This is a genomic window from Ketobacter alkanivorans (assembly GCF_002863865.1).
Taxonomy (GTDB): Bacteria; Pseudomonadota; Gammaproteobacteria; order Pseudomonadales; family Ketobacteraceae; genus Ketobacter; species Ketobacter alkanivorans.
In genome coordinates this window covers 904,395-924,092 of record NZ_CP022684.1, presented here as the reverse complement: position 1 = coordinate 924,092, position 19,698 = coordinate 904,395, and the positions used below count along the sequence as shown (strand labels likewise).

Sequence of the window (19,698 nt, the reverse complement as noted above, 5' to 3'; positions counted from 1 at the left end):
TGTTGTTTATTGTTGCAGAATGAATTCCCTGATCCAGGCTTTGTTTTGTTGGGCCGAACTGGTCCACAGGAACGACATATGGCCGGAGGCGTCCGTAAGCAGGGGGCCAATCAGGAACTCCAGATCTGCCATGAGGGGCGGCAGTTGGCTGATTCCAAAGCCAAGCTCATCTACTGTCTCTTGCTGCTCCACGCCGGGCATCTCATACAGCGCTTCGCCCACCAAGGGTAAGCCTGCGATTCTGGCCAAGGCGATGGAGCTGTCGTTGGGCACGATGCTGTCGCCGGAGCCGGTCATAACATACAGCGGCCGGATGGGGCGTCCGTCATCGGGAAATCGCATCAGGTCGATATAGTTGATGGGGTCACCGTAATCCAATAGTTGTTGGATGGCGCCTTTCAGTAACAGTGCTTCGGCACCGTCTGCCGCGGGTGGTTCGAGGCGGGAGAAGCGCAGATCCCACAGTAAAGAGCCCGCCAGAATGCTGGTTACCCCGACGCCGCTGACTTGAAACACCGCGCCGTCCAGATCCGGGGACAATGCTGCGTAGGCTGATCCCAGCACGCCACCCAGAGATGTGCCTTGCATGAACACGCGACGGGTATCCAGATCGGCAATGCCGTCAGCACACTGCCAGCAGCTGCCCCAGCGCCATCTTCCCACTACATCCAGATCCGACATGCCGATCAGTGCTTTGTGGGCTGCGGCGAAGTCGATGTTGTTCTGGGTCATCATACCGATTTCACGGGTTACTTTGTCGATGATCAGGTTTTCGAATACGCCGCCGCCATCGGCTTCGGCGCGGGCACCATGATTCGGGAAATCTACGCTGAAGGTGGCGATACCGAGCCCGGCGTTCAGGTCACCCATGAGTAGATCGCTTTCCTTGTTGGCCCCAAGGCCATGGGCGTAAAAAGCGATGGGAACCGCGCCTGAATTGCGGGCCGCTTTGGGCAGGGTAAGGCGGAAGGGAATCCATTGTTCCTGATAATCGCCTTCGAAATCCACCAGCCCGATGCCGTTTTCGCGGCGGTAGTTGTGGGTCAGCAGTTCGCCGGTTATCAGGGCAGCTTTGCGACTGAAGAAGCTTTTGTAGTGGACTTCAATGTTGCGCACCGGGTGTTCAGCGTCAAAGGTTCTGGTGACCAGATCACGGATCGGGTTCAATACTTCGTTCCGATCCCTTACGGTGAACAGGGTTGCGGTGCGCACCTGATCCGGTGTCAGCCCCATGCGCTGTATGGCCTGTGATAATGCTGTGATGTAAGTCTGTTGGTCGGGATCGCTGGCATTGCTGTGGAAGCTTTCGAAGTCATCTTGCTCGCCTTCGATATGCAGAGATTTGGTGACCACTACGGCAATCGTATGACCAAAACTCCAGCGCCCCATGGGAAAGATTTCTAACACCTGGGATGGCGAGCTGACGCGACGGCCGCGAGCGTATTCGTTGATCTGGGTGCGAATATCCACTGGCGCATCTGCGGTGAGATCAAAGGCGAGCACGGCACTGCCCCCGTGTTTGGGCAGGGTGGCGGTATCCGGTGGGTTATCAAACTCGAACACCACGGCTGAGGCGGCAGAGAAACCTGATGCATCATTGAATATCTGTTCTACGCTGATGCCGTTTTCCACCGGCAGTTGCGCCAGCACTTCCGGCCGCAGTATCTCATCGCTGATGTCTATGCGGGCACCGGTTGGGCTGTTTGGCTCGGTCTCCACCCAATAATCGGAGGGGAACGGCAGTCCACAGGTGTTAAGAGTCAGTGGGTTGCAAAGTGGTTTGGCCAGGGCCGGAAATGCGGTCAGCACAACTATACCGGCAGCGGACAACCAGCCAGCACGGCGCAATGACAATGAATGACGATTCACGGGTACACCTTTTTCGTTGTTATATTTGTGTGTTCGCAAACGTTAGCACGGATCGCGGCGTAAATGCTTGTTCAGACCGGCCTCAAAAGGAGGGTGTTGGAGAAGCTTATAGAAGCAGCAGCCCGACGCTCGGTCGGGCTGGGAAATATAGGGCATCAATATTGGAACTTATAAGGGAGACGCTACCATTCGCTGCGACGCTTCTTGGCGCTGCTTTTTGCGATTAGCCAAGCCAGGATCACGCCCAGGAACACGGCGCCTGCACCCCATTGAATACCTGATTTCAGGTTGTCCTCGGATAGGCGGATGTTTTCCACTTTCAGCTTTTCGACATCTACCTTGAGTAATTCGGCTTCCTCTTGCAGTTGGCGGTAAGCCGCTTCCGTCGAGATCGCGTTTTTACAGGTCTGCTGGGCTCGATCCAGCTCCTGTTGCAGTTTTTCGGTGCTGTTGGTCATCTTGGAGTGGTCGGATTTCAGCCCCCCCAGCTCTGATTGGGATTCAGAAAGCTTGGATTTCAAGCCGCTGTTCTCCTGTTTCAGCGCCTGGATTTCCTTCAGGGCCTGAGCCAGTTGATCCCGGGCGATGGGTTCTTCGGAGGTGTATTGAGACTGAATCCAGCCCTCTTTGCCGTTGGCTTCGATTTGAATCCATTCCCCTGATTCTTGCAGCACCTGCATCTTGGTGCCGCTGCGGAGGAAGTCGATGATGCGGTATTCCAGGCTCGGGCCGGTTCGCATATCCACGCGCAGATTGTCGTGAATGTAGATGGTTTTTGCGGTGGCTGGCAGCGCAATGGCGCTGGCGATGATCAAAGTAACAATAGCGCTGATCAACTGTTTCACTGTGTTTCCCCGTGACTTTTTGGTATTGGCGCAGTGTAAAGGTTTTACCCGGTTTTTAACGTTAACCCACATCACAATCGACGATTATGGCAGCACTTTTTTATAGGGCTTCACCATGACGTTCTGATAAACCCCGGCGGCGATGTATGGATCAGCGTCCGCCCATTCTTGTGCGGCTTGCAGGTTTTCGAATTCGGCGATCACCAGGCTGCCGGTAAAACCTGCTGTCCCGGGGTTTTCGCTATCAATGGCGGGAAAGGGGCCAGCCACCAGCAGGCGACCCTGTTGTTTCAGTTGCTCCAGTCTGGCCAGATGATCCGGCCGCGCTCCCATGCGCTTTTCCAGACTGTTTTCGACATCCTCGCTGACAATGGCGTAATACATTATCCCTGTGGCTCCTGGTTAGTATCCGGTTCAATTTCGGTGATGTAGCGGGACAAGTAGATAAACTGGCCAACGAAGAACACCATATTGATGATGGTGAACCCAACCAGTTTGAACGTGACCCAAAAATCCTGACCGTAGGTGAAATACACAAACAGGTTGATGCAACCCAGCAGAATAAAGAACAGCACCCATACAATACACAGTGGAGCCCACTTTTCTTCCGGCATCTTCAGGCTCAGATGGGGGGCTTGTTTTAGAAACCCTTCCACAGCCTTGCGCACCAGGTTTTTGCGAATCAACAGGCTAACCAGAAACGCGGTGGCAATGGACCAATTGATGATGGAGGGCTTCCAGATAATGAAGATGGGGTTATCGAGAAAGATGGTTAGGCTGCCCATGATCACAACCACGACAAAGGTGCCCAAATGGAGTTTTTCTACGGTGCGCTTCCAGATCCAGAACACGGCAATCTGTATCACGCTGGCGGCCATTAACACCTTGGTGGCCAGGATCATGTCTTTGCTCGTAAAGTAAGCAACCACAAAGAGCCCAACCGGAAAAAAGTCAAAAAACTGTTTCATATCAATTAATTCATATTTGTTGAGGCCCCAATGATAGAATATTTGCTCAGCCTAAGCACTCCCTGCTGAGCAGAACTGGAAAATCCATGCAAAATCAGCCCTCCATTATCGATCTTCACCTGCATACTACCGCTTCCGATGGGGAGCTGGCGCCCGCCGAACTGGTGGCTCGGGCCGCCCAAGCCGGGATTCAGGTGCTGGCGGTGACCGATCATGATTCCACCGAAGGTTTGTGTCAGGCGCGCTCTGCTTGTGATGAGCTGGGCCTGACCCTGATTGACGGGGTGGAGATCTCATCCCGCTGGAACAGCATGGACATCCACGTGGTTGGCCTGGGTATTAAGCCTCAGGACCAACGTTTTCAAGGACACTTGCAGAGTCAGATGGCGCGGCGTGAGGCGCGGGCTCGTACCATCGCTGCCCGGCTCGATAAGCTGGGCTACCCCGGCCTGTACGAAAAAGCCGCAGCCATTGCGCCTCAAAATACCCCGGCCCGGCCTCATTTTGCCCAGGTGCTGGTGGAGCAGGGCATCTGCACCGACCGCAAACAGGCATTTCAGCGTTATCTGGCCCAAGCCAAGCCAGCCTATGTCAAAACCGATTGGCCGACGGTGCCTGAGGCTGTGCGCTGGATACGGGAGGCCGGAGGCGTTGCCGTGCTGGCGCATCCCGGGCGCTATAAGCTCACCCGTACCAAACTGAATCATCTGGTGAAGGACTTTGCCGAGTCCGGTGGCCAGGCGCTGGAGGTTTCGGTGGCCACCCACAGCCCCGATGTGGTGCAGCAACTGGCTGATTTAACGCTTAAATTTGAGCTTTATGCCTCCCAGGGAAGCGATTATCATGGCCCCTCCATGCGTTGGGTACGATTGGGCAGCATGCCTCCTCTGCCGAGCCGTTGCCGCCCGGTGAGCCTGCTGTTGGAACCACGCAGTTAGAATTCAATTAGGTAGAAAGTAATGACCGATATTTTTCGAATCCACCCCGAAACACCACAAAAACGCCTGATCAAACAGGCGGCAGACCGTATTCGGGGCGGTGAGGTGGTGGTCTATCCAACCGACGCTGCCTATGCAGTGGGTTGTGCGCTGGAGAACAAGCGGGGTCTGGATCGTATCGTGCAGCTACGCCAACTGGATGAGAAACACGAGTTCACCATTCTGTGTCGAGATCTGTCGGAGCTGGCGAATTACGCCAAGGTTGAGAACTGGGCTTTCCGCTTGCTGAAAGCCAATACCCCCGGCGCCTACACCTTCATATTAAAGGCCACAGGCGAAGTGCCGCGGCGTTTGATGCACGCCAAAAAGAAAACCATCGGCATGCGAGTGCCGGACAACAACGTCGTGCAGGCGTTGCTGGAAGAGGTGGGTGAGCCCATCATGAGCACAACCTTGCTGCTGCCTGGTGAAGAATACCCGCTCATTGACCCCGAAGAAGTCTACCAGCGGGTCAGCAAACAAGTGGATCTGGTGCTGGATGGAGGCTGGGGGGAGATGGAAACCACCACCGTGATTGACCTGGAAGGGGATTCACCCATCGTAATACGGGAAGGCAAAGGCGACCCGTCGCCCTTCCTTTAATAGGATAGTTTGCCACATACTGCCCCAAACCCGCTTATGGCGCTTCGACAGCGTGACGAATATCGCTATAATCACCCCTTTCGTCTTGGCGCCGTGGCCGTGAGGCTGGGGGAGACGCTAATGACAGCAGAACATCATATAAAAATCAGGAGTTTACCTTGAGCTCAGCAGTTTCGGAGCAGCGTGTCCTTTCTGGCATGCGCCCCACAGGCAGCCTGCACCTTGGCCATTATCATGGCGTACTTAAAAATTGGGTGAAGCTACAGCACGAATATGAGTGCTTTTTGTTCGTGGCAGATTGGCATGCCCTGACCACCCATTACGAAGATCCTCGCGTTATCGAGGAATCAGTGTGGGACATGGTGATCGACTGGCTGGCGGCGGGGATCAACCCAGGTTCGGCCACCCTGTTCATCCAGAGCCGGGTGCCGGAACACGCTGAATTGCATTTGCTGCTGTCCATGATGACCCCTTTGGGCTGGCTGGAGCGGGTGCCCACCTATAAAGACCAGATCGAACAGCTCAAAGAGAAAGATCTGGCCACGTACGGATTCCTGGGATACCCCTTGCTGCAAAGTGCAGACATCCTGATGTACCGTGCCGGTCAAGTGCCGGTCGGTGCCGATCAGGTATCTCATATTGAGTTGACCCGTGAAGTGGCGCGCCGTTTTAACTATCTATACGGCAGGGAGCCAGGCTTTGAAGAGCTGGTGGAACAGGCGATTCAAAAGATGGGCAAAAAATCCGCCAAGCTTTATCGAAGCCTGCTCAACAAATATCAGGAGCAAGGTGACGAAAGTGCCCTCGAAACTGCCCACGCACTGGTGCGGGAGCAGCAAAACATCACACTCAGCGATAAAGAACGCTTACATGGCTTTATTGAAGGCAGTGGCAAAGTAATTCTGCCCGAACCGCAGGCACTGCTGACCCCGGCGTCCAAAATGCCCGGGCTGGATGGGCGCAAAATGTCCAAGTCCTACAACAACACCATCACCATGCGTGACAGCGAAGATGACGTCATGCATAAGATTCGCACCATGCCTACAGATCCGGCCCGAGTGCGTCTTACCGATGCCGGTGATCCAGAAAAGTGTCCGGTGTGGCAGTGGCATCTGGTGTATTCCGACGACAGCACCCGCAACTGGGTCCAGCAGGGCTGCAAGACTGCCGGTATAGGCTGCCTTGAATGCAAAAAGCCGCTGATCGACTCTGTGCAGGAAGAGCTGAAACCCATCCGCATCCGCGCGTCCGAATACGCAGGTAACCCGGATCTGGTGAAAAGCATAGTCGCAGAAGGCTGCGAAAAGGCCCGTGATGCCGCCAAACAAACACTGGAAGAGGTGCGCGAAGCCATGGGCTTGGGATACTTCTAATGAGCATTTCCGAACAGGACACCCTGCTGGAAGACGCCCCTGTGATTGAGCAGGAGCCCACCGCAGATGCGCAGCAAGCAGACGCGCCTCAGGCTGCGGAAGCCGAAACGGCGCATCCTCAGCAGGGTGAAATGCCATTTGCGTTGGTGTATGGCGAGGCCTTCACCAAGCTGCCCCAGGATCTGTACATTCCACCGGATGCCCTCGAGGTCATACTGGAGGCATTCGAAGGGCCGCTGGACCTGCTTTTGTATTTGATCAAACGCCAAAACCTGGACATCCTCGATGTGCCGGTTGCTCAGATCACCACCCAGTACATGAAGTACGTGGAGCTGATGAAGAGCCTGAACCTTGAGCTGGCGGCGGAATATTTGGTTATGGCGGCCTTGCTGGGGGAGATCAAGTCCCGCATGCTGCTGCCTCGCCAAAGTGAAGAAGAAGACGACGAGCATGACCCTCGGGCAGAGCTGATCCGCCGTCTGCAGGAATACGAACGCTACAAGAAAGCCGCCGAAGACATAGATGAGCTGCCGCGCATGGGCCGAGATGTCCATCTTGCCGAAGCCGAGCATCCTAAATTCGAGCGGGAAAAAGCCCACCCCGACATTGACCTGAAAGAAGTGCTGCTGGCCCTGCAGGAAGTTCTGCATCGGGCTGACATGTTTGAAAGCCATCAGGTCAGCCGTGAAAAACTCTCCACCCGCGAGCGCATGACCCAGGTGCTGGAACGGCTCGGGCAGGATCGCTTTGTGCCATTTGTCAGCCTGTTTACCTTCGAAGAAGGTCGGCTTGGGGTGGTTGTTACCTTTCTGGCCATTCTGGAACTGGTAAAAGAATCATTGGTAGAGTTGGTGCAAACCGAGCCTTTGGGCCCGATCCACGTCAAGGCCCGCGAGTCCGCCCATGAAGCAGGCCCGGATGACGAAGACGTTGCAATAGATCAGGCTGAAAACCCCGCAGAAGGTGCATTTGAACCGGTGGCTCCTCCGGTATTGGCGCAAGTCGATGAGGATGAGCCGCGATTGGGTGAACAATACGATCCGCACGCATCCCCAGAGGATAACGAGCGCAATAACGATCAATCAGAGAGCGAAGAACACAACAATGTCTCTTGATCATCAGAAGGTAAAACGCATAGTGGAAGGTGCGCTGTTTGCAGCGGGCCAACCCATGAAACTGGATAAGCTGGCCGCACTGTTTCTGGAAGAGGAAGAACTCCCCACAGAAATGCTGGTGGACGCCCTCAATGAGTTAAAACAGGATTACGCCGAGCGCGGAGTCATGCTGAAAGAGGTGGCGTCGGGTTATCGTTTCCAAGTGCAGGAAAACATCGGCGAGTGGATCAGCCGTCTATGGGAAGAAAAACCCGCGCGCTACTCCCGTGCTTTGCTGGAAACACTGGCCTTGATTGCCTACCGCCAGCCCATTACCCGCGGTGAAATTGAAGAAATCCGTGGTGTCAGCGTCAGTACCCATATCACCAAAACCCTGCTGGAGCGCGAGTGGGTGCGCGTAGTGGGGCATCGGGATGTGCCCGGACGGCCAGCCATGTACGGAACCACCCGCCAGTTTTTAGATTATTTTAATCTCAAGAACCTCGATGAGCTGCCTTCGTTGGCAGAAATCCGTGATCTCGACACCATCAATGCCGAACTGGAACTGGTGCAAATGGGCATGGACCCCAACGGGCAACTGGATGTTGAAGAGATTAGCGATAGCGAAGAAGAGAACGAAGAAGGAACGGCGGTTGCGCCGGTAGAAATGGAAGCAATGGAATCAGAGTCCCAAGCTGCTGATTCCGAACAGGAACCTGCTGCAGAGTCGGCTCAGGCAGCGTCGGATGACGCCGCGGACGCTGAGTCAGATCGGGCGGAACAGGAGCAGGAAACGAAACTGGATTAGCAACTTAGGTTGAGCATTCTAGATTTTTACGATTAGCTACAGTTTCTGTCCATTCCCCAGAGTGGCTGGGGTAGCCGTGAGGCTGCACTATACTGAAGTTTTATTTACGTCGACTGTTGATTGGTACTGCGAGTGGATGGGCGTTGGCCTGTTCCCGCTTCATATAATGAGTTCAGTAACTAATGAGTGAGAAAATACAAAAAGTATTGGCCCGTGTGGGGTTGGGTTCCCGTCGTGCCATGGAAGAGTGGATTGACGCTGGCCGAGTATCGGTCAACGGTCAGCTTGCCACCCTTGGCGATCGTATCGAAGACGGTGACGAGCTGCGGGTGGACGGTCGGGTAGTGGCGTTTGACTCGGAAGAGGAAAGCATCCGCCGAGTGATTCTGTACTACAAACCTGAAGGCGAAGTCTGTACTCGTACTGACCCCGGCAATCGGCCCACCGTGTTTGATGCTTTGCCCAAACTCAAAGATCAGCGATGGGTTGCCATTGGCCGTCTCGATATCAACAGCCAAGGGCTGATACTGTTTACAACCGACGGTGATTTAGCCAATCGCATGATGCACCCGTCTTCTAATATCGAGCGTGAGTACGCGGTTCGCGTACACGGTCAGGTCGGCGAGGCCAATCTGGAGGCGTTGCGCACCGGCGTTATGCTGGTGGATGGCGAAGCCAAGTTTGATGATATTTCTGATCGCGGCGGTGAAGGCACTAACCACTGGTATCACGTTGTGTTACGCGAGGGTCGCAAGCGTGAAGTGCGCCGTATGTGGGAAACTCAAGGCGTTCAGGTGAGCCGACTGATCCGCGTGCGCTATGGCGATATTGAATTGCCACGCAGTCTGAAGGCAGGTCGTTGGATCGAGCTTGATAAAGAGGCAATCGACCAATTGGCAGAAAGCTGCGGTGCATCTCTGCGCAAGCGCACCGGTTTGTATGGTCGCGCCAAGGCGCGATCTGAGCGGGCAGTGGAAAAAGAAGTTCGCCGCGGCGGCTATTTGCGCCGCCGTCGTTACTAGCCCGAATTACGGGTCGACTCAGGCATTGGCCAGAGTCGGCTCGGCCACCACCACTCGATTGCGACCATTAGCCTTAGCACCGTAGAGCGCTTTGTCGGCACGTTTCAGTAAACCTTCGCGACTTTCACCATGACACAGACTGGCCACACCGATACTGGTGGTGACTGGTATGCTGGCGTCACCCAGACAAATGTCCAGGTTTTCGATAATTCGGCGAACGCGCTCGGCACCAATTTTGGCTCCTGCCACATCCGTCTTGTTCAGCAGAACCACAAATTCCTCGCCGCCGTAACGGAAGGTCATGTCGGCATTGCGGCAAGTAGCTTTGATGGCGTTGGCGATATTGCGTAACACGTGATCGCCCACCGCATGGCCAAAGGTATCGTTGATGTGTTTGAAGTAATCCAGGTCAAGAATCAGCACCGAAAGCGGGTGACCGTAGCGGTTGGCTTGATCTACTTCTCGGCTGAGGATTGAATCCAGGCTGATGCGGTTACCGGCACCGGTGAGCCCATCTGTAAGAGAGGCGCGTACCGCTTCATGGTAACGCAGGCCGTTGCGCAACGGGAAAACCAAAGCCGTCACCAGGCGATCCAGCTTTTCCAGATCGCTCTGCTGAAAATCCTCCTCAGTGCGAAATAAGGTCAGCTCGCCGAGATAGTCACTGTCGGTTTGAATGCGATAGTGTGAGGGGTAGCCATCCTGATCCCCCAGTTGGTATTCAAAGCGATTGTTGCGGTGCTCGTAGGCTAATCCGTCCAGGGACAGTGCTCGCTGGATCTCTTTAAAGAACAGGCGAATAATCTCAGGCAATTCGATGCTGGTTTGCAATACTGCGTTGAGTCGTGACAGAGCCAGCGCTTCGTTATGGCTGCGGGCTCGAAACCCCTCAGGGCCATGGAGTTCGCTGTTTACCAATCCATTGCTGTCCAGGTCAACAATTCGCGCACCGATTATCGCGTTCATTACCAGTTCCTCATCCAATTCAATCTTTGACATGGTTTGTCATCTGCCTGGAGTAATGCCAAGACCGTGCCAGCCTTGATCTAAATTTATACGAATTGTAGATTTCCCTTAGTTTACAAGAGGTTTACTTGGTTAAACGATAACCGACCGTCTGATGACACCGGAATACATGTGATCGGTGTCAAATATCAGGCATTTTTAGCGATTTGTCAGGGGGAGGGTGAGAACTTGGTGGTACGATCGTGCCATGGTGCCGGTTTTCCGGCACGTTTTGGCCGTTGCGGGCTCAGCAGGCGCTATGGGCGGGCCTATTTAACCTGCGCATCGAGGGATTGGCCGGTGACACCGGCAGAATCCGGCCCCATCAGATAGTTGTAGAGGGGCATGATGGCATCGGGGGGGCAAATGCTTGCCGGTTCTTCGGCGGGGTAGGCGCTGGCGCGCATCTGGGTGCGGGTAGCGCCGGGGTTGATGCAGTTTACTTTAATGTTGCTGGTGTCTTTCAGCTCGTCCGCCAGGGTTTGCATCATGCCCTCTATTGCGAATTTTGAAACAGCGTAGGCACCCCAGTTAGCACGGCCCTTTCTGCCCACCGATGAGGTGGTGAGGATGATAGAGCCTTGTTCGGATTCGCGCAGCATAGGCATCAGGGTGCGTAGCAGCATGAACTGGGCATTGACGTTCACTTGCATGACCTTTTCAAACAGTTCCATCGGAAAATATTCCAGGGGGCGTACATCCCCAAGAATGGCCGCGTTTAATAACAGACCATCCAGGCGGCCAAACTCGGTTTCAATGGTTTCAGCGATTTGGCGATATTCAATGTGGCTGGCGGATTCCAGGTTTAACGGCACGATGGCAGGCTGTTTACCGCCCTCAGCTTCGATCTGGTCGTAGACTTTCTCCAGCTTCTCCACGGTGCGACCCAGCAGCACCACTGTTGCACCAAGGCGGGCAAAGCTCAGGGCGGCAGCTTTACCAATACCGTCTCCGGCACCGGTGATCAAAATAACGCGATCCTTGAGCAGGTTGTCGGAAGCTTGGTAGTCGGTGAAATTCTGAGTCATGGCTGAATCCATCCAAAAGTCGTATAGGCTAGTCTACCAGATCTGTATGTCAGTTTGAGACTGAGTTTGATAATTGCCGGTTCAGTTCAGGTATTGCTGCAACCAGGGCTTAAAGTCGTTGGGGCTTTGCAGGGTGATGTCTGCTTGCCAGTCCTGCGCTTGTTCGCCTTCATTCAGATAGCCCCAGGCGGCGGCCACGGTAAAGTTGTTGGCCCGTTTCCCGGCTTCAATATCGCGGGCGTGATCGCCAACGTAGATAGTGTGAAGCGGGTCAGCACCGATCAGCTTGCATGCCGTTAATATGGGTTCTGGATGGGGTTTGCGATGGGTGACCTGATCAGGGCAGATGGCAACGGCGCAGCGCTCATTCAGATTCAGCCCTGCCAGCAATGGGTTGGTATAGCGACTGGGTTTGTTGGTGACAATACCCCAGGGAATGCCGCGCTGCTCCAATGTCAGCAGTGATTCGTTCAGGCCGTCAAAGAGGCAGGAATCCACGGCAAGTTGCTGTTCGTAGCGGGTCAGTAGTGTGTCCAGATGCTGGGCGAAGTTGGGGTTGCTGTCTTCTGCGCCAAATGCCAGCGTGGTTAAGGCTCGAGCGCCGTTGGATACTTGCTGACGAATGGTTTCGAAGGAAAACGGGGCAAGGTCATGCTCCTGCCGCATCTGGTTGACGATGCGAACGAAATCCGGCGCGGTGTCGATCAGTGTACCGTCCAGGTCAAATAGTACTGCAGCTACAGGGGTTCTTGGCGACATACTGCTCTCAGGACGGTTTGGTGCAATAAAGGAAGTAGTTTACGCCCACATCCTTGGTTATTTTGAAGCTCATGGTAAGCGGGTTTACGTTCATGCCGCTGAGGTCGTGAATAGCCAGCTGCGCACGGCGAGCCCAGCCGGACAGCTCCGAGGGTTTGATGAACTTCATGTATTCGTGGGTGCCTTTGGGCACCAGGTTCATCACGTATTCAGCCCCCACAATGGCCATGGCGTAGGCTTTGGGGTTGCGGTTAATGGTGGAGAAGAATACGTGGCCACCGGGTTTCACCAAGGCGGCGCACGCCCGAACGATGGCTGATGGATCCGGTACATGCTCCAGCATTTCCATGCAGGTGACCACATCAAAAGTGCCGGGCATTTCGGCGGCCAACTCTTCTACGGTGATGAGGCGATAATCGATGTTGAGGTTCTGCGCCTGCGCATGGATTCGTGCCGCATTCAGATTGGCATCTCCCATGTCGATACCGGTTACCTGGGCACCCCGAAACGCCAAACCTTCGCTGAGAATGCCACCACCACAGCCCACGTCCAATACGGCTTTGTCTGCAAGCGGCGTACGCTGATTGATGTAGTTCAAGCGCAGGGGGTTGATGTCGTGCAGTGGCTTGAATTCTCCATTCAGATCCCACCACTTGTCGGCGATGGATTCGAATTTGGCGATCTCGGATTGGTCTACGTTATTCATTGGGGTGCTCGTCTGCCTGTTGAATTTGTGCTTTCCAGAGCTTGGCCTTGGACAGCACTGCGTCCAGATCCAGGGTGGTCAGGTTGCGTTGTCTCATCACCTGCTTGCCGCCGATCCAGCTATCGGTGACCTGGCTGGCGGGGGTGGCGTATACCAGCTGGGATTCCAGGTGATAATGGGGCTGACAGGTAACGTCATCCATGTGTACGGCAATCATGTCGGCGGCCTTGCCAATTTCCAGGCTGCCGGTCAGATCGTCAATACCCAGCGCCTTGGCGCCATTGATGGTGGCCATTTGCAGGGCGATGCTGGCGGGAACGGCACTGGGATCCTGGGATACACCTTTGGCCAGCAGGGCGGCGGTGCGCATTTCACCGAACATATCCAGATCGTTGTTGCTGGCGGCACCGTCGGTGCCCAATGCCACATTGACACCGGCCGCCACCAGTTTGGCTACCGGGCAGAAACCGCTGGCCAGTTTCAGGTTGGATTCCGGGCAGTGAATCACATGGGTGCCGGTTTCTGCAAGCAGCTGGATCTCTTCGTCGGTTAACTGGGTCATGTGTACTGCCTGCAGTTGCGGGTTCAGCAACCCCAGTTCATGCAGGCGGGCAATCGGGCGTTGCCCTGTGTTGCTAACGGCTTCCTGCACTTCAAAGGCGGTTTCGTGCAGGTGAATCTGCACCGCCATATTGGTTTCCACCGAGTAGGCAGCGACTTTTTTCAAGGGTTCATCGGACACGGTGTAAGGCGCATGGGGGCCAAAAGCCACGCGCACCAAAGGGTGGTTGCGGAAGTCGTCATGGAGCTGCAGGCCTTTGCGCAGGTACTCATCAGCGTTCTGCGCCCAGTTAGTAGGAAAATCCAGTATCGGAAAGCTCAACTGGCAGCGCATGTTGGCTTTGGCCGCCGCCTTGGCCACCATGTTGGGATAGAAGTACATGTCGCTGAAGCAGGTGGTGCCGCTGCGAATCATTTCCGCCATGGCCAGATCCGCGCCTTCAAGGGTGAAGGCTTCGTCTACCCAGCGGCTTTCCGCTGGCCAGATGTGGTTTTGCAACCAATCCATAAGTGGCAGATCGTCAGCCAGGCCGCGGAACAGGCTCATGGAGGCATGGCCATGGGCGTTAATCAGGCCTGGCATCAGCACATGATCCGGTAGCTCAATCGTCTCCAATGCCTTTAGATTCAGGCTGCCTTGAGGCGCAATGGCAACGATGCGGCCTTTGTCGATGGCGATGGTCTGATGCTCCAGAAAGGGTTGCTTCGAGTCCATGGTCAGCACCCAGCGGGCGTTGATCAGGGTGGCAACGGTGGTATTTTCCGGAGTGGTAGAGTTTTCTGGCATGGTGAATTCCTGCGCTGTGTTCGCGTGGGGCAATAGTACCTGTGTTTCGCAACGCAGACAAAGGGAAGCCTCTGTTGCCGAAGATTCAGGAGTCATTGTTCTATTTATGTTTTCTTGATGTTTCGCCGAGCTGTTTGGTGCCCATGATGAAGTTTGCGGCAGGCTGGTTTGCTTTGCTTGTAATTGGGCCGCCCTCTATAATCCGCGCTCGATATTCAGGAGATCGCCCCATGGTTTCACCACAGGAAAATTCGGTTAGCGCAATAGAATGGCGTGATGACTCGCTCTGGTTGCTGGATCAGCGTCTGTTGCCTTTGGAAGAGGTGTGGTTGCAGCATCAGGATGTGGATGCTGTGGTGGCGTCCATTCGTGACATGGTGGTGCGGGGGGCACCGGCCATTGGCATCACGGCGGCCTATGGGGTGGTCATTGCGGCCCGTAATCGGCGTAATGAAGACGCCTATCATTGGCTGGATCTTGTTCAGCAAGACATTGATGCCCTGGCGGCCTCCCGGCCTACGGCAGTGAACCTGTTTTGGGCGCTTGATCAAATGCGGCGTGCACTGGCGCGCCTGTCTGATGACGAAGACCCTGTGGTGCAGCTGCTGCGGGAGGCAAAAAGCATTCATGAGGCGGACCTGGCGGCCAACCACACCATGGGTAAGCTCGGTGCAGGGTTGATCGCCCAATACAATATGCCTGCCCGGGGGGTGATAACCCACTGCAATACCGGTTCCCTGGCCACCGGAGGTTATGGCACAGCATTGGGGGTGATTCGCTCAGCCTGGGAGCAAAAACTGATCGATCGTGTTTTTGCCGGCGAAACCCGTCCCTGGTGGCAGGGTGCCCGCCTAACTGCCTGGGAGCTCACAAAAGACGCCATCCCCACTACTCTGATGGCAGATTCCGTTGCCGCCAGCCTGATGCAGCAGGGCAGTATCAGCTGGGTCATCGTGGGTGCTGATCGTATTACCGCCAATGGCGACGTGGCCAATAAAATCGGCACATACAGCCTGGCGGTGCTGGCCAAGCATCACGGCGTGCGCTTCATGGTGGCGGCCCCTACCACCACGTTTGATATGGAGCTGTCCAACGGACGGGATATCCCCATAGAGGAGCGGGGGCCAGAGGAGGTGGTGGCAGTGAAAGGCCATCGCCTGGCACCTGAAAATGTGGATGTGTACAACCCGGTTTTTGATGTAACCCCGGCCGAGCTGATAGACGCCATAGTGACCGAGCAGGGTGTCGTGGAACGGCCTTCGCTGGCCGGTATTGCCCAGTTGATGGAAAAGCCAGCTTTACACTGAGTGATAGGGGGGGGGCAAAAGCGCAATATTTCTATAAAAAACCGCCTTTTGCCCTTAGCTCACTGTGGCCGCATTGTGCTATGATTTGGAGCTTTAAAATCGGCCTTGCCAGCCGTCAGGGGCAATGACAAAAACGACGAAAGACCAACCCCGGTTACTGTGCAGCTTGGGCCCCGAATGAGTCCGCTCACAGCCGTCAACAGCAGATCAGGAACCCGATGTCAGAACTAGCCAAAGAAATCCTACCGGTCAACATCGAAGACGAGCTAAAACAATCCTACCTGGATTACGCCATGAGCGTAATCGTGGGGCGAGCTTTGCCAGATGTGCGCGATGGACTGAAACCCGTACACCGCCGCGTATTGTACGCCATGCACGAGCTGGGTAACGTCTACAACAAACCCTACAAGAAATCTGCCCGTGTGGTGGGTGACGTAATCGGTAAATATCACCCGCACGGTGATTCCGCGGTATACGACACCATCGTCCGTATGGCGCAGCCTTTTTCGCTGCGCTACATGCTGGTGGATGGGCAGGGTAACTTCGGTTCCATCGATGGCGATAACGCGGCAGCCATGCGATACACCGAAGTGCGCATGTCCAAGATCGCCCATGATCTACTGGCAGATCTCGAAAAAGAAACCGTCGATTTTGTGCCCAACTACGACGGCAACGAGCAGATGCCATCGGTGCTGCCTACTCGAGTCCCCAATCTGCTGATCAACGGTTCATCCGGTATTGCGGTAGGCATGGCCACCAACATCCCTCCCCACAACCTGGGAGAGGTGATCGACGGCACCCTGGCCTGCATCGACAACCCCGATATTGATATCGATGGCCTGATGGAATACATCCAGGGTCCTGACCTGCCTACCTACGGCATCATTAACGGTCGTTCCGGCATCATCGAAGCCTATCGTACCGGTCGTGGCCGCATGTATATGCGCGCCCGCGCCCATATCGAGACCGAAAAGAACGGCAAAGAAACCATCATCATCACCGAGATCCCCTATCAGGTGAACAAAGCCCGCCTGATCGAGAAGATCGCCGAGCTGGTGAAAGAAAAACGCATTGAAGGCATCAGCGAGATCCGCGACGAGTCCGATAAAGACGGCATTCGTGTGGTTATCGAGGTGCGCCGTGGCGACAACGGCGAAGTGCTGCTCAACAACCTCTACTCGCAGACTCAGCTGGAAACCGTGTTTGGCATCAACATGGTGGCCCTGATGGACGGTCAGCCACGACTGATGAACCTGAAAGGCATCGTCGAGGCCTTTATCCGTCATCGTCGTGAGGTAGTCACCCGCCGTACCGTATTCGATCTGCGCAAAGCCCGCGAGCGCGGTCACGTGTTGGAAGGCCTGGCTGTGGCCCTGGCCAATATCGACCCCGTAATTGAGCTGATCAGATCGTCCCCCGGCCGTGCAGAAGCTGAGGAGCGTTTGATGGGGCAGGGCTGGAAGCCCGGTAACGTGCTGGACATGCTGGAACGTGCCGGTGGCCCGGAAGCCTGTCGCCCCGACAATATTGATGACAAATTTGGTTTGCGTGATGATGGCCTGTATTACCTGTCAGAAGTGCAAGCCAAAGAAATTCTCGACATGCGCCTGCATCGCCTGACAGGTCTGGAGACCGACAAGCTGCTCAAGGAATATCAGGAAAAACTGGACCTGATCAGCGAGCTGATGGCGATCCTTGCAGACCCCGAACTGTTGATGAAAGTGATTCGTGACGAGCTGGTTGAAATCCGCCAGCAGTACGCCGATGAGCGCCGTACCGAGATCGTTGCTTCGCGCATGGATCTCACCAACGAAGATCTGATCCCTGAAGAAAACGTAGTGGTCACTCTGTCCCACGGTGGTTACGCCAAAACCCAGCCAATCGGCAACTATCAGGCCCAGCGCCGCGGTGGTAAGGGTAAGGCGGCAGCGTCGGTTAAAGATGAAGATTACGTGGAGCACCTTCTGGTCACCAGCACTCACGACACCATTCTTTGCTTCAGTAATCAGGGCAAGGTTTATTGGATGAAGGTGTATCAGATCCCGCAGGCTGGTCGCCAGTCCCGTGGTCGTCCCATCGTGAACCTGCTACCGCTATCGGAAGAAGAAAAAATCACAGCGATTCTACCGCTGCGAGAGTACGAGTCCGGCAAGTTCGTTTTCATGGCCACCAGTAATGGTACCGTCAAGAAAGTGGAGCTGGAGGCATTCTCCCGTCCTCGCAGTTCCGGTTTGATCGCTATTGAATTGGACGACGGCAACCGTCTGGTGGGTGTTGATATCACCGATGGCGAACAGGACATCATGCTGTTCACCTCCGAAGGTAAAGCTGTTCGTTTCAAAGAAGAAAATGTGCGGGCCATGGGGCGTACTGCCCGTGGTGTACGCGGTGTGAACCTGCCTGAGGGTGTGGATCTGATCTCCCTGATCGTGCCGCAGCCCGGACATCAAGTACTGACCGCCAGTGTAAACGGCTATGGCAAGCGTACCGCGGTAGAAGACTTCCCCACCAAAGGTCGCGGCGGAAAAGGCATCATCGCCATGCGCTGCAGCGATCGTAACGGCGCCCTCGTTGGTGCTGTACAGGTTTCCGAAACAGATGAAATTATGCTGATTTCGGATCAGGGCACGCTGGTACGCACGCGGATTTCCGAAGTGTCAGTACAAGGTCGAGACACCCAGGGTGTGATGTTGATCCGTCTGGCCAAAGATGAAAGTCTGGTGGGTGTAGAGCGTATTGCGGAGCTTGAAGTCGACGAGCTTGATGATGAGGCTCTGGACGGTGAAGCTCTGGACGGTGAAGTGGCCGAAGCTTCCGACGCTGCTTCTGATGCGCCGGCGGACACTGATGTCGGCGCTTCCGACGTAAGCGATTCTGATCCAGAGGATGAATAAACGCCATGACGCGCGCCTATAATTTTTGTGCAGGTCCCGCAGCGCTTCCAGAGGCGGTGTTACAAAAGGCCCAGGCTGAAATGCTCGATTATCAGGGCAAAGGTCTGTCGGTGATGGAGATGAGCCATCGTTCGGATGAAGTGGTGGCAATCGCTGAAAAAGCGGAACGTGATTTGCGGGATCTTCTGAGCATTCCTGATCAGTATAAAGTGCTGTTTTTGCAGGGCGGTGCCAGTGCTCAGTTCGCGATGGTGCCCATGAATCTGTCAGATGGTACTCAGTCTGCGGATTACGTGAACACAGGGCAATGGTCCTCCAAGGCCATTAAAGAAGCCAAAAAGTACTGCAATGTTCACGTAGTGGCCAGTAGCGAGGAGGATAACTTCAGCTCCGTGCCGGACTTTGAGCGCTGGCAATTAAGCAGTAATGCGGCCTATTTGCATTACTGCCCCAACGAAACCATCGGTGGTGTGGAGTTCGATTTCATCCCGGAGGTAAACGTACCCTTGGTGGCGGATTTCTCCTCCAGCATACTGTCTGAACCATTGGATGTAAGCCGTTTCGGCCTGATCTACGCCGGGGCCCAGAAGAATATTGGCCCTGCCGGTATTTGCGTGGTGATTGTGCGTGAGGATTTATTGGGTAACGCCATCCCGGCGACCCCCACCGTGTTCGATTATAAAACCCATGCTGACAACGGCTCTATGTACAACACGCCGCCAACTTATGCCTGGTATCTTTCCGGGCTGGTGTTTGAGTGGATGAAACAGCAAGGCGGTGTAGAGGCCATGGGCAAACTTAACCGCGCCAAGTCGGAAAAACTCTATCAATATATTGATGGCAGTGGCTTTTACGCCAACCCGGTGGCGGTCAATAATCGTTCCCGCATGAATGTGCCGTTTACCTTGGCGGATGCGTCATTGGATAAAGCATTTCTGAAAGAGGCCGAAGCGCGCCGCTTGTTAAACCTGAAAGGGCATCGTTCCGTGGGCGGCATGCGGGCCAGTATATACAACGCAGTTCCCATGGAGGCGGTAGACGCACTGATCGACTTCATGAAAGATTTTGCGCAACGAAGGGGTTAATTCGAAA

17 protein-coding genes and 1 pseudogene are annotated in these 19,698 nt (G+C 55.0%); 9 read left to right on the top strand and 9 right to left on the bottom strand.

The features are described from left to right. Positions 1 to 6: 6 nt before the first annotated feature. From Kalk_RS03775 to Kalk_RS03760, 4 genes are all read right to left on the bottom strand, one after another. Entirely contained in the window at positions 7 to 1,869 is a 1,863-nt protein-coding gene (locus tag Kalk_RS03775) for an alpha/beta hydrolase family protein (protein WP_101892928.1), read from the bottom strand. A 182-nt stretch (positions 1,870 to 2,051) separates the two neighbouring features. After that, positions 2,052 to 2,714: a TIGR04211 family SH3 domain-containing protein gene (locus Kalk_RS03770; RefSeq protein ID WP_158643289.1), complete on the bottom strand. Its 663-nt coding sequence runs from the start codon at positions 2,712 to 2,714 to the stop codon at positions 2,052 to 2,054. Positions 2,715 to 2,798: 84 nt separating this feature from the next. Continuing rightward, positions 2,799 to 3,098 carry a YciI family protein gene (locus Kalk_RS03765; protein ID WP_101892926.1) on the bottom strand — a complete coding sequence of 100 codons (300 nt, stop codon included), beginning with the start codon at positions 3,096 to 3,098 and terminating at the stop codon, positions 2,799 to 2,801. Next, positions 3,098 to 3,682, bottom strand: a complete 585-nt coding sequence (locus Kalk_RS03760) for an inner membrane-spanning protein YciB (protein WP_101892925.1) — start codon at positions 3,680 to 3,682, stop codon at positions 3,098 to 3,100. The genes Kalk_RS03765 and Kalk_RS03760 overlap by 1 nt, the downstream gene beginning before the upstream one ends. Positions 3,683 to 3,768: 86 nt before the next feature. On the opposite strand from Kalk_RS03760, the gene Kalk_RS03755 reads away from it, so the two are divergent. The 6 genes and pseudogenes from Kalk_RS03755 (at position 3,769) to rluB (ending at position 9,559) form a co-directional block, all read left to right on the top strand. Next, positions 3,769 to 4,620 (top strand): PHP domain-containing protein, encoded by an 852-nt coding sequence (locus tag Kalk_RS03755; RefSeq protein WP_101892924.1) that lies wholly within the window; start codon positions 3,769 to 3,771, stop codon positions 4,618 to 4,620. A gap of 21 nt (positions 4,621 to 4,641) precedes the next feature. Continuing rightward, positions 4,642 to 5,262 carry an L-threonylcarbamoyladenylate synthase gene (locus Kalk_RS03750; protein ID WP_101892923.1) on the top strand — a complete coding sequence of 207 codons (621 nt, stop codon included), beginning with the start codon at positions 4,642 to 4,644 and terminating at the stop codon, positions 5,260 to 5,262. 158 nt (positions 5,263 to 5,420) lie between these two features. After that, positions 5,421 to 6,635 (top strand): tryptophan--tRNA ligase, encoded by a 1,215-nt coding sequence (locus tag Kalk_RS03745; protein ID WP_101892922.1) that lies wholly within the window; start codon positions 5,421 to 5,423, stop codon positions 6,633 to 6,635. 131 nt (positions 6,636 to 6,766) lie between these two features. Further along, positions 6,767 to 7,528, top strand: a pseudogene (locus tag Kalk_RS03740) (segregation and condensation protein A); the annotation flags it as partial. A 211-nt stretch (positions 7,529 to 7,739) separates the two neighbouring features. Next, positions 7,740 to 8,537: an SMC-Scp complex subunit ScpB gene (gene scpB / locus Kalk_RS03735; protein WP_101892921.1), complete on the top strand. Its 798-nt coding sequence runs from the start codon at positions 7,740 to 7,742 to the stop codon at positions 8,535 to 8,537. Positions 8,538 to 8,719: 182 nt separating this feature from the next. After that, positions 8,720 to 9,559 (top strand): 23S rRNA pseudouridine(2605) synthase RluB, encoded by an 840-nt coding sequence (gene rluB / locus Kalk_RS03730; protein WP_101892920.1) that lies wholly within the window; start codon positions 8,720 to 8,722, stop codon positions 9,557 to 9,559. An 18-nt stretch (positions 9,560 to 9,577) separates the two neighbouring features. Here rluB and Kalk_RS03725 read toward each other — a convergent pair whose 3' ends face one another. The 5 genes from Kalk_RS03725 to Kalk_RS03705 all read right to left on the bottom strand — a co-directional run bounded on the left by Kalk_RS03725 (position 9,578) and on the right by Kalk_RS03705 (position 14,405). Then, positions 9,578 to 10,558 (bottom strand): GGDEF domain-containing protein, encoded by a 981-nt coding sequence (locus tag Kalk_RS03725; protein WP_101892919.1) that lies wholly within the window; start codon positions 10,556 to 10,558, stop codon positions 9,578 to 9,580. A gap of 275 nt (positions 10,559 to 10,833) precedes the next feature. After that, positions 10,834 to 11,592 carry a YciK family oxidoreductase gene (locus tag Kalk_RS03720; protein ID WP_101892918.1) on the bottom strand — a complete coding sequence of 253 codons (759 nt, stop codon included), beginning with the start codon at positions 11,590 to 11,592 and terminating at the stop codon, positions 10,834 to 10,836. Positions 11,593 to 11,673: 81 nt separating this feature from the next. Further along, positions 11,674 to 12,351, bottom strand: a complete 678-nt coding sequence (locus tag Kalk_RS03715; protein ID WP_101892917.1) for an HAD family hydrolase — start codon at positions 12,349 to 12,351, stop codon at positions 11,674 to 11,676. Between the two features lie 7 nt (positions 12,352 to 12,358). Then, positions 12,359 to 13,057: a bifunctional 2-polyprenyl-6-hydroxyphenol methylase/3-demethylubiquinol 3-O-methyltransferase UbiG gene (gene ubiG / locus Kalk_RS03710; protein WP_101892916.1), complete on the bottom strand. Its 699-nt coding sequence runs from the start codon at positions 13,055 to 13,057 to the stop codon at positions 12,359 to 12,361. Further along, complete coding sequence (locus tag Kalk_RS03705; protein ID WP_101892915.1) at positions 13,050 to 14,405, bottom strand: TRZ/ATZ family hydrolase; 1,356 nt, start codon at positions 14,403 to 14,405, stop codon at positions 13,050 to 13,052. Before Kalk_RS03705 ends, ubiG begins: the two co-directional genes overlap by 8 nt. Positions 14,406 to 14,635: 230 nt before the next feature. Between Kalk_RS03705 and mtnA the strand changes: the two genes are divergently transcribed. The 3 genes from mtnA (at position 14,636) to serC (ending at position 19,691) form a co-directional block, all read left to right on the top strand. After that, on the top strand, positions 14,636 to 15,712 hold the full coding sequence (gene mtnA / locus Kalk_RS03700) for an S-methyl-5-thioribose-1-phosphate isomerase (RefSeq protein WP_101896205.1): 1,077 nt from the start codon (positions 14,636 to 14,638) through the stop codon (positions 15,710 to 15,712). A 218-nt stretch (positions 15,713 to 15,930) separates the two neighbouring features. Next, positions 15,931 to 18,606, top strand: a complete 2,676-nt coding sequence (gyrA, locus tag Kalk_RS03695; RefSeq protein WP_101892914.1) for a DNA gyrase subunit A — start codon at positions 15,931 to 15,933, stop codon at positions 18,604 to 18,606. Positions 18,607 to 18,611: 5 nt separating this feature from the next. After that, positions 18,612 to 19,691 carry a 3-phosphoserine/phosphohydroxythreonine transaminase gene (gene serC, locus Kalk_RS03690; protein WP_101892913.1) on the top strand — a complete coding sequence of 360 codons (1,080 nt, stop codon included), beginning with the start codon at positions 18,612 to 18,614 and terminating at the stop codon, positions 19,689 to 19,691. Positions 19,692 to 19,698 lie beyond the last annotated feature (7 nt).